We start from the raw sequence: 13,045 nt of genomic DNA, 5'->3' as shown, positions 1-13,045 counted from the left end.
CTATATTATAGTAAACAACCAAACCACTTTTGCTTTTAAAAAGAAAATATGTTCTATTCTGATAGCTAAAAATTTTTATTTAGATATTTCTTAATGGCGTGGTTTAAAATATTCTGTCTTTTTTTCACTTGATTCAAGAATGAGTTGTTCTCATCTCTATTAAAAATTCTATCGCATCTTTTCAAATAAGATATATAATTAGATTGTTTTTTGACGGGCATCTTTACTGGTTCCAAATCGTATTCTCCCACTTCATTTTTTACAAACCTATATCTCATTCGGAATTTTTGTTTTAACTCTTTAGAATCACTGTCAATATTTTTTAGAGGAGCATTATATAACTTCTTTATTTGGTGCTTGTAAATCGCCCTTTTGCTTTCTGGTGTTATATTTTGGGCAGCTCTTTTAGCTCTCCTCTTGACGATGTAAATAATTCTTCTAAAGTATTTTGATAGGTTTGTAGATTTAATACTTGTACTAAATCCTCTGTATTCAAATCCCAAGTAGATAAGAGGTTTTGCAATTCTTCTTTGATTATTTTCAATCTTAATTGATGTAAGCCTTTTATCAGAATTCTTGTTATAAATTAGATTTTCAAATAAGAATTCTTCAGTTTTGTGAGCACTTATCTTTAAACCATACTTCAAAATCTCAGTTAATACAAATTGTTTTATATTGTCTACTTCCTCGGAATCACAAATTATTAATAAGTCATCAGAATATCTTCTATAATAGCCACCATATTTCCGAACAACTTCTTTAATAATGTTCCTGTCAAAATCTAGCAAATAAATATTGGCTAACACAGCACTCAATGGAAGACCTTGGGGTATCCCAATTTTAACCACTTTCCCATTATCAAGCTTTTTGCTAAAAGGATTTCTATAAACTTTAAGATGACCATTCTTGATTTCCTCTCTCAATTCATTTATATCTTGAAAAAAGCATTTGTATCCCTTTGCTTTTCTTATTAAATGAAGTTTTTTCTCATCAAATCCAAACCTCCTAGATCCAGGATAATATTTCGTTCGAAGGTTATCTCTTAGTATGTAGCTGAAATTTGTACACGCTCTAAAAATCTTATAATGGTCTTCAGGAAGATAATTTTCTTTGATTATTTCACACCATTTACCATATAAAATTTTGTGATCTAATCCAGAAAAGAAGTTTTCTATATCAAATGTTAGTGCAGCGACATTTTTGTGCTGTGAACGATTTTCAATTTCATCAAATGCTTCCTTCGCAAAATGAATTGTACTTTTACCCTTTTCCTGATTTTCTAAATTAATTTTCCGGTAGGCGATTATACTTTTATCAAGTTCAGTATCTTCTTTTATTATTTCTAAATATTTTGAATTTAAAATAGTTCCATAATAACTGTAAATGAGGGAATCAAAATGGCTTGCATAATGGATGGGTCTTGATTTTATTGTTTGTTTACTCGTTCCTTTTCTTATCTTAAAACAATGTGTACGACCAGAACTATTGGTGTTTATGTGTTTGCTTTCATCATATTTTTTGTATTTTCTTTCACTAATTGAATCGTGCATCAAAGGAAAAAAAGCATATTTTTCAATATACTTTTCATTGGTAATTTTCTGTTCATAGATTTTCCAATCTTTTTCAACAGATAAAGAGGGGGTAATATGGATATATCCTTTACTTTTTAGCCAATCGGGCTTACTTTTGATCATAAAAAAACTTACTTCTGAAATTTACAATAGAGGATATAGCATTTACATACATAATAATCGGATAAGTACCCATTCCTGAGTCATTGTTTATTTTTCCTAAATACTTGTTTAACCTTTATAGCAAAATAACATCTAAATCAATAGATATGACAGAAATTAATCTGAAATCACTACCTTTATGGTTTGAAACAATTCTTCTATCGGCAGAACTTGTAGGCTTGTTGCCTAGCCCCCTATGTGGGTTAATGCTGCTGATTAGTAAATTACAATCCAATACTGTCTTCTTACAGCAAGTAAAACTTTAATTTTAAAATTAAAATTTTTCTATCCTTCCTAGTTGTAAAAATCCTCACTCAGAAGTAAGCATTACAAATATAATTATATATTTGTAATAAAATTAATAACTTGGAAATTAAATCAATAAAAACAAATGATCCTCTGTATAAATTAGGGGACTTGGTTACATATTTAACAAATCCATTTCTTGGGTCTATCTCAGAATTGATTGTTAAAGCTAAGTCAGAATATACACCCCCAATCCTTGTCGTTTTCGAAATCAATAATCCTAAAAATTATAATGAGCAAACAGGCAAAAAAGATGTTCAATACAACTGTATTTTTTTCAATACAAAAACTTGTTTATTTGAAAGAAAATGGTTCAAAGAGATTGAGTTAAAACTTATTGCAGGAAATGAAAATAGTATTGACTCTGAACTCGATATTTTAGCTTTGACTGATGCTCAACAGTACGTCAACAATAAATATATTTTGAAATCAGTGGATATTGAACTTAAAAAATTAAAATCCAATTACGAAAAAACAGATAATGTTAAAACAAAAATTACAGCAAATTTAGATTTTGTATCTCCTATTTTGACAGTTTTAGAAGTTTTACCAAATGAAAATAAAAAAGTGTTCGACACTGTTAGTGGTACAAAATTACGTTCACAATTGCTTTTCAAATGCAAATGGTTCAATTCCACCAAGCAGGGATTTTCAGAAGAGATTTTGCCATCGAATATCCTGAAGAGTGTTGAAGATTATGATATTTCAAAAAGTGAGTTTTCTTTTGATAAAGAAAATTTATATCTTTTTCCTGAAAGTACTGTAAAAGACAAAGTTTATGAAGTACAAGATGTTGTTGAATTATTGAATATATCTTTCAACACATATTATTATGAGTTTGTGTACAGAAATATTTTTACTCAAAAAGTCAACAATTTAATATTAACAAAGGATAATATTTCAGCGATAAAAGAAGTACAAAAAGAAGATGTATTTTCAAACGAGCTTATCGGGATAAACCAGCAAAGAGTTTTTAAACAACTTATGCCATCGTCATTTAAAAAAGGTAACTTATATAAGATTGTATATAAAGACAAAATGAATAAAATAACTGAAAGAATAATTTATATCATTGAAGTTATTGCTTTTAATAAATCTTTCACAAAAGTGTCACTGACTTCTGCTCAAATGTCAAAATCTGAGACACTAAATGATTTACATTGTTATATAGAAGCTTATTGTCTTCTAAGAAATGGTGAAAGACGTCATTTTGTTTTAAATCACGAAAATATTCTGTCAGTTAAAAAGTTCCTATTGTAAAGTAAATTGTCTTCAAACATTATACTCTCAATATAGTAAGTGAAAAAAGAGCCCACGCCGTTGTATATACTATTGAGTATTTAGTGAGTGTTCATGACCTCACCCTGCGGGTGTACAAGCACCCTCGTTATTTTTTTTAGCTATCCAATGATCAGTTCGATACCTGCCTTTTCTGCTTTGTATTTTATTTTGGTCTGCAATTCATAATAACTCCAATTGCGAAGTACAAATTCCTGTTCTTTTGCAATTCCAATCTTGTCTTCCTGATTTTTAAGAATAAGCGTGCCCGCCTGTTGTTGGATGCAGAAATCGATAAGCTTCCTGCTATACAAATGAAGCCGATGGCTTACATAACGGCTTTCCAAATTTTCCGTTTTATACAATGCTTTTTGTTTCCGCTTGGCTCCATTTCCTGACCGAGCATAGGCAATGCATTCTTGAATCCTTTTTTGACTTGCCTGAATCGCAAGTCTGCGATATAGAAACTCCTCTTTCGACCCAATATTGATTCGAACATTATTGGCTTTTACAACAATAGGATGTTCCAAAGACAGGGAAGCTTCAGCGATGATTTCTGGTTTTAAAAGATGCTCTTCTTTTTCAAATTCAAATACTGCAAGCCAAAAGATTTTTCCGGCTTTCAGCTGGATCTGTGATGTACAAAGCTTTATCTCTCCCCTTAAAAGACGTTCCATTATCAATCGCTTGTCAGTAAAATCTTTCCCTAAATACGTTTTAACAGGAATAGCAAACATATTGAAACAAAACGCTTTCTTTTCTGGATCATATCTCATTTTAGTAGTGCATTTAATAGGAAGCGGTATTGGAATATCTTTTTTAAAGTTCCTCAATGACTTTGTCCCCTGCCAGTAATCCACTTTGTTTTTGGAAAAGGTTGATTGAATCGTATGGTTTAGGCTTCCCAGAATATCAGTGGTGATCTCTCCTTTGAAACGATCGAAGACCATCCGTGCAGTTGTGTGTGTTTTTGATCTTGTAAATATTCCCATTTCATCTTTATTTACATCCGCCAACTTGTACTGTATTTCTTCTGTAAGGTAAAAGAAATCCTTGATCATTTCCTGAACATACAGATGGGAAACAATTAAATTAGCAGCTCTGTAACAGCGGTTCTGATACCGGTATAGTTTTTCCCACATCTCGTTTTTTTCATTTGCAGGAAGATCGATCAGCAGCTGAATTCTTCGGGTCAATATCATCGTGGATTTTTCCATTTCAAAGAGGTATTTTAGAAGTGTTTTGATTTTGTAAATGTTGATATGCATACAGAAATTCCCGATGTACTTCCTTTTCAGGTAATTTGAATTCTTGGGCGATAACTGCAAAAGAAGATTTCTGCTCAAACCTTCTTTTCAAAATCTCGAGTTGTTGACTGCTGAGTTTTTCTGACTGCTCTTTATTATCGGAATCTTTTTCCTGTGGCTGTTCAAAAGAACTTCTATTAAGAATTTTCCGAAGGTCATTTATAGCTCTGCTCACCTCATTGCTGATGTCTTTCACACTACTTCCCATTGCATCTGCGATTGGTTTGTGCTGAAAGCCATATTCCAAGCAAAGTTCAATCAGGTGTTTTCTTTTGGGATCCAGAACGGGTAAAACCTTTTTGACTTCATCAAAATTTTTCTGATCGGATTCCTGACTGAGGAGATTCTCTTTATCATTCAGGGGATCATAACCCACGAGATAATCCTGATAATTCTCAAAACTTTCAAGAGAAGCAACTAGACGGTTGAATTTATTCTTCGGCGAAGTGACATACGATATACAATCTCTTTTCATAACAAACCGTAAAAAGCCAATAATATGATTCGGAGTTTCAATGGTGTCGCGGTGTAGCCACAATTTGAGGAATGTATCCTGAACAATAGTTTCCACTACAAAATCATCCTTAAGCACTTGCCATCCAACCCAGAAAAGAAGTCTTTTGTAGCGTAGATGAATATGTTCGAGAGCGGTCGGATTGCCTTTTTTCAGCAGTTCGTACAACTGAAGATTGCTCAGTTTTTGGGACAAAGAGTCTATTCTTTTCATAAGCAGCGGTTTTAGCTAAATTATTGCTGGAAGAAACTGCTAAAATCTTGTATGAATTCTCCGCACCACTCACAAACACTAGCTCACTACATATAGCCTAAAAAAGGGCGTGGAACTCAACTTACAGCATTAGAGGCACTGGTATACCCGTGTACGATAAGTGAACCCACGCCGAGGTCGTGGGCAAATTTACTTATCTTCTCGTACACATAAAAATTACCAGTTTTCTAATGCGAGATTTAAACAATTGCTTCAATATTTTAATTCTATTGGAATAATTGCATTGTATTATTTGCAAATATAAAAAACTCTTTAATGTAATCCAAGTGGATTACATTAAAGTTCTGATTTTTTGCAAAATTGCGATATGGCTGCACTTAACGAGGAAGATATAATCCTAAAAAATAAAATTGCTGATAGAATTAAGTTTCTTAGAGCTACTACTGGCTTGTCACAATCTGAATTTGCTAAAAAATTCGAAATCGATAGGCAGATATTAAATCGTTGGGAAAGTAAAAACAATAAAAGAGGAATAACTATATACACAATAGCAAAATTTTGTAATCTCATTGGAATTTCTTTAAAGGAATTTTTTGATTGTGATCTATAAAGTATGGATTTTGGTGATATTTATCACTCATTCCTGTCTTTGTATTTTTGTAAGTTTACTTTGTCCTGTTGTAACTAAACTGTGTACAAATATTTCTAGACAGTAGTTAAGATGTATTTTTTCTGAATCTTGTGACTGTTTGGTATCAGGCTTTGTACGATTTGATTTTCAGGTTCTCTTCCTCCACTTTAATCCTCGTTTCCAAACCTTTAATTTTTAGTTTTGCATATTCCAAAGATCTACAAAGCATGTTAATACGTTTTTTTAGCGCATGGTTCTGTCGATTTTCATCTATTTTAGTAAAAAGATATTTGATGTTTTTTATTCTCAATTTCCTAACGGATAGCTTATTGATCAAAAGATGTAAGGTATTTATATTTAGTTCATACTTTTTGTACTCTCAAAGATTGCTGCTTATGACCTGATCTATTACACCAAGTATTTTGATGATTTCGGATTCTTCTCGATTATAGGGATATCTTTACTAAGGACTGAAAACTGAAGTTGTTTAAGTTTTTTTTTCATTTCAAATTACTTATTATAAAGCTATTTCATGACAAGACAGGTAGAGAAATAATTGTGACCTCACTATGTCTACTTCCGTTTAGTCTTTGTATATTTATCAGTTAATATTAAATCAAACTACATACGTCTATTTTATGACAGATCGTTTACAATTAGAAAGAACTTTATGGCAAGCTGCAGATAAATTAAGAAGCAATATGGATGCTGCTGAATACAAGCATGTCGTGCTAGGGCTTATCTTTCTCAAATATATCTCGGATGCTTTTCAGGAGCAGTATAAAAAATTACAAGAAGAACAATTAGAAACAGGAGCTGATCCCGAAGATAAGGATGAATATGTAGCAGAACGTATTTTTTACGTTCCACCATCTGCTCGTTGGTCTTGGTTGCAAGGTCGAGCTAAATTTCCTTCAATAGGTAAGGATATTGATGATGCAATGGACGCTATCGAAAAAGACAATCCTTCTCTAAAAGCTGTTTTACCAAAAGACTATGCTCGTCCTACATTAGATAAACAACGTCTGGGTGAATTGATAGATTTAATTGGTTCTATCACTTTATCTAGTGAAGGAAAAGGCAAAGATAAAGATATACTAGGCGAAGTATTCGAATATTTTTTAGGACAGTTTGCAGATGCAGAAGGTAAAAAAGGAGGTCAGTTTTACACCCCAGGTAGTATTGTAAAATTACTAGTAGAAATGTTAGAGCCTGGTGCAGAAAAACGTTTTTATGACGGTGCGTGCGGTAGTGGAGGGATGTTTGTTCAAAGTGAAAAGTTTATAGAATTACATGAACACAGAAAAGGCAAGATTTCTATTTTTGGACAAGAAAGTAATCCTACAACCCATCGTTTAGCAAAGATGAACTTAGCGATTCGTGGGATTGAAGCTCAAATTGGATTGGGTGATACATTATTTAACGATCAATTTCCACAATTAAAAGTAGATTATGTCATTGCCAATCCACCATTTAACGTAAGCGATTATAAAATTAACACAGCCGAAACGGAAAAATGGAAATATGGTAAACCTCCCGAAGGTAATGCTAACTTTGCTTGGATACAGCATTTTATAAACAAATTGGCACCATTTGGTAGTGCAGGTATTGTACTAGCCAATGGGAGTATGAGCTCTGAAGTAGCAACTGAAGGTGAAATTCGTAAGGCCTTAATAGAGGGCGATATAGTAGATTGTATGGTGGCTTTGCCTCCGCAATTATTCTACAATACGCAAATTCCAGCGTGTCTATGGTTTTTTAGAAGAAACAGAGAGGGTAATTCCAAATTCAGTAACCGTTCAAATGAGATATTGTTTATTAATGCTTCTGAAATGGGCAAAATGCTAAGCCGTAAACAAAGAGAACTTACGCAAGAGGATATAGAGAAAATAACCAATACTTACCACAATTGGCGCAACGCACAACCGGCAGAAGAGTATCGAGATGAACCAGGTTTCTGTAAATCAGCAACGATACAAGATATCCGTAAAAATGGTCACGTGTTAAGTCCGGGTAGGTATATCGAATTTAAAAAAGTAGAGGAGAACGATGTTATTTTCGATGATAAGATGAATACCCTTACCACAACTTTAAAGGAGCAGATGTATCGTTCTGTAGAACAAGACGATAAAATTAGACAAAGTTTAGCTTCTATTGGATATCAAATATGAGTCATAAACTAAAAACATTAATTGTTTTCGATACCAATTCTCTTCGAAGTACGGACGGTGAAAAAGTAGTGTATTCAACTTTCGAATTTGGTAAGCCATTTTCTTTTCTTGAAGAATACATTACCAATAATAGCTTAACAGATGCTGTTGCTTTAGCAATCCCTGCTTGGGCTATTGTTGAATTAAAAGATCAAAAAGAAAGACAGTATACTGAAGATATTGATAATTTTAACAAGCATTTTAAAAGGTTAAAAGATTTACCGCATTTTGAAGGTTTACAAGTTAACGTGGAAGGTTTTAATTGCAGCGATCATATTCATGAGAAAAGCACTGCGTACTTAGCAACAAAGACAGCTGTTAAAATTATTGAATTAAAAGAAGAAAAAGCGAACGATATTCTTAAAAGTATGATGGTTAGAGTTTTAAAAAAACAAAAAGCTCAAAGACCATTTTCACAATTGTCTGGATTTAAAGATGCAGGGTTTAAAGACAATATCATTTGGGAATCTATTCTTAATTATGAAGAATTAGAAAACTTTGATAAACTAATCTTCTTGACAAAAGACGGTGATTATGTAGGTTGTGAATATGAATTTAAAGGAAAATGGAACAAGCACATTGAAATATTAAATAATGAGGCTGCTGTAGTTAGTGAATTAGAAAAAGATTATAAAAATTATATCGACTATCGTAAACTTTATGATTACGCTCAAACAGCGTATTTTAAAGACTATCTAAACGATATTTTTACACCTAAAACTACGATTTTCTTTGAGGATGAAGATTGTACTATTCTTAATTTTAAAGTTGAAGAATTATGTTTAAAAGTAGAAATGGCTGAAGATGAAGAAGGGGATTTCGCAATGCCAGTCATTTTTTCTAAAGTGGTAATTAACGCAAAAAAATCGGACGAAGAAAAAGTTGATATTCCACTAGAAATACAAACAAAATATACGGATGTAGAATACTTAGAATTTGTTTCTACCGAGGGTGTTGAAATTTTAAATTAAATTAATAATGATAACTAATTGGCAAAAATATAGATTGGGAGACCTTGTAAAAATAAAGCATGGCTTTGCTTTTAAAGGTGAATTCTTTTCTGATAAACCAACTAAAGATATACTACTAACGCCAGGTAATTTTAAAATTGGAGGTGGATTTAAAACAGATAAATTTAAGTATTATAAAGGTGATATTCCGAAAGATTATATTCTCAAAGAAAATGATATTTTAATTACGATGACTGATTTGAGTAAAGCAGGAGATACTTTAGGTTATGCAGCAAAAATTCCTCCACATTCAAATATAAAATATTTACACAATCAAAGATTAGGATTAGTTCAATTTAAAAATAACAATATAGATTCTGAATACTTGTATTGGCTTTTAAGAACTAGAGAATATCAATATTATATTTTAGGAAGTGCTACAGGCTCTACGGTAAAACATACTTCACCAAGCAGGATTCAAGATTTTGAGTTTTATGCTCCATCTGATATTGCAGAGCAAAAACGTATTGCGGAAATTCTTTCTTCCTTAGACGATAAAATAGAACTTAATAACCAAATGAACCAAACATTAGAAGCTATGGCACAAGCCATGTTTAAAGAATGGTTTGTTGATTTTAAATTCCCAGGCTTCGATGGCGAATTGGTAAACGGACTGCCTAAAAGGTGGAGACGAAATAAAATTGACGATGTAATTTATGTAAAAGGAGGTTCTACACCAAGTACTAAAAATGATGAATTTTGGAATGGAGAAAATTATTGGGCAACTCCGAAAGATTTGTCAAATGTTCAATTTCCAGTATTGATCGATACAGAAAGAAGAATAACAAATTTAGGAGTTCAACAAATTAGTTCTAAAATACTAGAAAAGGGTACTCTATTACTTTCATCCAGAGCTCCTATTGGATATTTAGCAATTTCAAGTGTTCCAATTTCAATTAATCAGGGGTTCATTGCAATACAGCCCAAAAAGGTTAGTAATTTATTTATGCTCTTTTGGCTGAAACATAATATGGATTTAGTAATTAGTAGGTCTAGTGGTTCTACTTTTAAAGAAATTAGCAAGTCATCATTTAGAAATATTGATTTTGTTTTACCTGAAGAAAATGTTCTTGAAAGATTTGAAAGTATCGTTGTAGAATTATTCGAAAGAATAATAATAAACTCAGAGCAAAATAGAGACTTAATGAAAACACGTGATACATTACTTCCAAAACTAATGAACGGTAAAATAGAAATAAAACTTTAAGCAAAATCACAAATATGACATGAGATATACCTCTTTTTATATAAAAAATTACAAAGGAATTAAAGACCTTACATTAGATTTAGACAAAAAACCTACATCTGATATTTATACTTTGGTAGGTCTAAACGAAAGTGGAAAAACTACGATTTTGGAAGCAATTAGTACGTTTTCTAATGAACCTTCCGATGCTGAAATTCATAAATTAATTCCTAAAAGCAAAAAGTTTAATTTTAACGATACCATAGAAATTCATGCCACTTTAGAATTAGATGAAGAGGATAACAGAGCTATTGAAGAATGGTCAAAAGAATCAGGGTTTATTTCTATAGAAAAAATTAGTCAATATAAGATAAGCATAATCTATACCTTCAAAGATTCTGAGTTTGTAGTAGATGAATCTGGTTGGGAATATAAATTTAGATTATCTGGCTCCAAAAAAGGACAAAGGGCTTCAAGAAATTATGGTGCAGAATCACAAGAATATATTGATGTGAATGAATTTATTTATGGTGGTTTATTACCTCCAATAATCTATTATCCTAATTTTTTATTCGATTTTCCAACAAGAATTTATTTAGAAGAATCTAATACAGAAGATAAGGAGCAAAAAATTTATAGAGCAGTGCTCAATGATATTTTAGATACCTTTAATGAAGGGTTAAATATTAAAGATCATATTGTAAATCGATTGAAAAATTCCACTGAAGCTGGTAAAGAAGCTTTGGATGCAACTATTGATAGAATGAGTGCACAAATTACTAAAATAGTATTTGATGCATGGGGACAGATTTTTGCTTCAAATGGTAAAGAAATTAAATTAAAACCTTCAATCAACACTGTAGAAAATCTTGTTTATTTAGAGTTTAAACTAAAAGAAGGTTTAGAACAATTTCAAATAGCAGAACGCAGTTTAGGTTTTAAATGGTTTTTTACATTCCTATTATTTACAGAGTTTAGAAAGAATAGAAGACATGAAAAAGGCGAAATTTTGTTTTTGTTAGACGAGCCTGCTTCAAATCTTCATTCGACAGCTCAAAAGAAATTATTAAGTACTTTTGAAAACTTGGTAACAAATTGTAAGTTAATTTATACAACACATAGTCACCATTTGATAAATCCTAAATGGTTGTCAGGCGCATATATCGTTCGAAACAAAGCCATTGATTATAATGGTTTCGATAGTTCGCCTGAAAATACAGATGTAGAAGCAACAATTTATAAACAATTTGTTACCACTCATCCTGAGCAACGTACATATTTTCAGCCAATTTTAGATGCAATTGAGTATTCTCCTAGTAGCTTAGAGGAAGTACCTAATATTGTTTTAACAGAAGGTAAAAATGATTATTATACGTTCCGTTATATGGCTGAAATTATTTTAAAAGATGAGGAATATGATATTAAATTTTATCCTGGTAATGGTGCTGATAGAAATAATCAGATTATAGCAACGTATCTAGCTTGGGGAAGAGATTTTTCAATCTTTTTAGATGGTGATAAAGCTGGTGATGATGCTAAAAATAGATATATAAAAGAGTTTGGTGTTGTGGTTCGTGATAGTATTAGCACCCTAAAGGATGTAGATCCAACATTCAATGTAGCAACCGAGCAGCTTTTTATGCTACAAGAACTGTTAGAAATCCAAAAAACATTTGCTCCAGCAATGACAGATTATAATAAATCGGCTTTTAATACCGCTTTACAAAATTTATTTATTAGTGAGCAAGAAATTACATTAAGTAATGAGACGAGAGGGAAATTTAAAAAAATACTAGATTTCTTAAAATAAGAATATAATTATGGCAAAAGCAAAACTAGTAAAAGAAGACTGTGATTATCGTATCTATAGAAATTCTAAAAATCAATTATTTAAGATGATATTAGATAATGATTATGAGCTTCTTATCGAAGATATGAGTGGGAATCAAATTGGTGAATTTGAATTTCAAGAATTAGATTATGGTAATGGATATAAAATTATGAGAATGTATACCAATGAACATAAGAATACAGGTCTTGGTTCTGCGGCGTTAGAATATTTTTCAGATATTTATGGAGGCCCAATTTACACTTCATCTCATAATGGATTGGTAAGTGATGATGGTAGTCATTTGACAGAAGATGCTCCTTCTTTTATAATGCATATGCAAGCTAAGGGGATTATTATTGATAATGATAATAGATTTGATGATGACAATTCAGAAAATGGATTTTTAGATTTACATTAAAAATGAGAATAATAGTTTTAGAAGGCTTACACGATAGGGGCAAAACCTCCACTCTTAATATTTTATTTTACGATTTATTGGCTTCAGGCGCTGTAATGAACCCAAGAATACCGTTGGGTGGAGATCCTAATGATTTTGAATCGGAAGGTAACTATCTAGGTCAAAAAATTGCAATTTATACCATGGGAGATATGTCTTCGCCGCTTCGTACCGCAGTTTATGATTTTTCCTTTAAAGGAATCGACATATTAATATGCGCATTAAGTACTAATTCTAATATGAGTTGGGCAAACTCTGCTATTAATCATTTTACCAATACAAGACATCCAAAAACTGAAACCAATTTACTTACAAATCGTGCTGCTGTAAATCGTGCAGATGCTAGTATTTTGTTTAGTTTAATATAAT

At 31.7% G+C, this 13,045-nt stretch carries 11 protein-coding genes; 8 read left to right on the top strand and 3 right to left on the bottom strand.

What is annotated here, in order from left to right; translation table 11 throughout:
• Nucleotides 1-65: 65 nt before the first annotated feature.
• Nucleotides 66-1,694: a reverse transcriptase domain-containing protein gene (locus tag AC6CHK_RS10715; RefSeq protein WP_498095936.1), complete on the bottom strand. Its 1,629-nt coding sequence runs from the start codon at nucleotides 1,692-1,694 to the stop codon at nucleotides 66-68.
• A gap of 405 nt (nucleotides 1,695-2,099) precedes the next feature.
• Here AC6CHK_RS10715 and AC6CHK_RS10710 point away from each other — a divergent pair, with 405 nt between their 5' ends.
• The gene (locus tag AC6CHK_RS10710; protein ID WP_498095934.1) at nucleotides 2,100-3,299 is read left to right on the top strand and encodes a hypothetical protein; all 1,200 of its coding nucleotides are present in this window, start codon (nucleotides 2,100-2,102) and stop codon (nucleotides 3,297-3,299) included.
• Between the two features lie 140 nt (nucleotides 3,300-3,439).
• On the opposite strand, the gene AC6CHK_RS10705 is transcribed toward AC6CHK_RS10710, so the two are convergent.
• Both AC6CHK_RS10705 and AC6CHK_RS10700 read right to left on the bottom strand, forming a co-directional pair.
• Nucleotides 3,440-4,534 carry a nuclease/transposase family protein gene (locus AC6CHK_RS10705; protein ID WP_498095932.1) on the bottom strand — a complete coding sequence of 365 codons (1,095 nt, stop codon included), beginning with the start codon at nucleotides 4,532-4,534 and terminating at the stop codon, nucleotides 3,440-3,442.
• Between the two features lies 1 nt (nucleotide 4,535).
• Nucleotides 4,536-5,351, bottom strand: coding sequence for an RNA polymerase sigma factor (locus AC6CHK_RS10700; protein WP_498095930.1), 816 nt, complete (start codon nucleotides 5,349-5,351; stop codon nucleotides 4,536-4,538).
• Nucleotides 5,352-5,718: 367 nt separating this feature from the next.
• Between AC6CHK_RS10700 and AC6CHK_RS10695 the strand changes: the two genes are divergently transcribed.
• The 7 genes from AC6CHK_RS10695 to AC6CHK_RS10665 all read left to right on the top strand — a co-directional run bounded on the left by AC6CHK_RS10695 (nucleotide 5,719) and on the right by AC6CHK_RS10665 (nucleotide 13,044).
• Nucleotides 5,719-5,961 (top strand): helix-turn-helix domain-containing protein, encoded by a 243-nt coding sequence (locus AC6CHK_RS10695; protein ID WP_498095928.1) that lies wholly within the window; start codon nucleotides 5,719-5,721, stop codon nucleotides 5,959-5,961.
• Between the two features lie 659 nt (nucleotides 5,962-6,620).
• A complete protein-coding gene (locus tag AC6CHK_RS10690) occupies nucleotides 6,621-8,153 on the top strand; it encodes a type I restriction-modification system subunit M (RefSeq protein ID WP_498095926.1) in 1,533 nt (510 codons plus the stop codon).
• Nucleotides 8,150-9,163, top strand: coding sequence for a PIN domain-containing protein (locus AC6CHK_RS10685; RefSeq protein ID WP_498095924.1), 1,014 nt, complete (start codon nucleotides 8,150-8,152; stop codon nucleotides 9,161-9,163). The genes AC6CHK_RS10690 and AC6CHK_RS10685 overlap by 4 nt, the downstream gene beginning before the upstream one ends.
• Nucleotides 9,164-9,170: 7 nt before the next feature.
• Complete coding sequence (locus tag AC6CHK_RS10680; RefSeq protein ID WP_498095923.1) at nucleotides 9,171-10,409, top strand: restriction endonuclease subunit S; 1,239 nt, start codon at nucleotides 9,171-9,173, stop codon at nucleotides 10,407-10,409.
• Nucleotides 10,410-10,428: 19 nt separating this feature from the next.
• Entirely contained in the window at nucleotides 10,429-12,198 is a 1,770-nt protein-coding gene (locus tag AC6CHK_RS10675; protein WP_498095921.1) for an ATP-dependent nuclease, read from the top strand.
• A gap of 10 nt (nucleotides 12,199-12,208) precedes the next feature.
• Nucleotides 12,209-12,637: a hypothetical protein gene (locus AC6CHK_RS10670; protein ID WP_498095919.1), complete on the top strand. Its 429-nt coding sequence runs from the start codon at nucleotides 12,209-12,211 to the stop codon at nucleotides 12,635-12,637.
• A gap of 2 nt (nucleotides 12,638-12,639) precedes the next feature.
• Nucleotides 12,640-13,044, top strand: coding sequence for a hypothetical protein (locus AC6CHK_RS10665; protein WP_498095917.1), 405 nt, complete (start codon nucleotides 12,640-12,642; stop codon nucleotides 13,042-13,044).
• Nucleotide 13,045: the final 1 nt, after the last annotated feature.

This window comes from Chryseobacterium sp. GQ58 (assembly GCF_059758895.1).
This window is presented reverse-complemented; position numbering and strand designations above follow the sequence as displayed.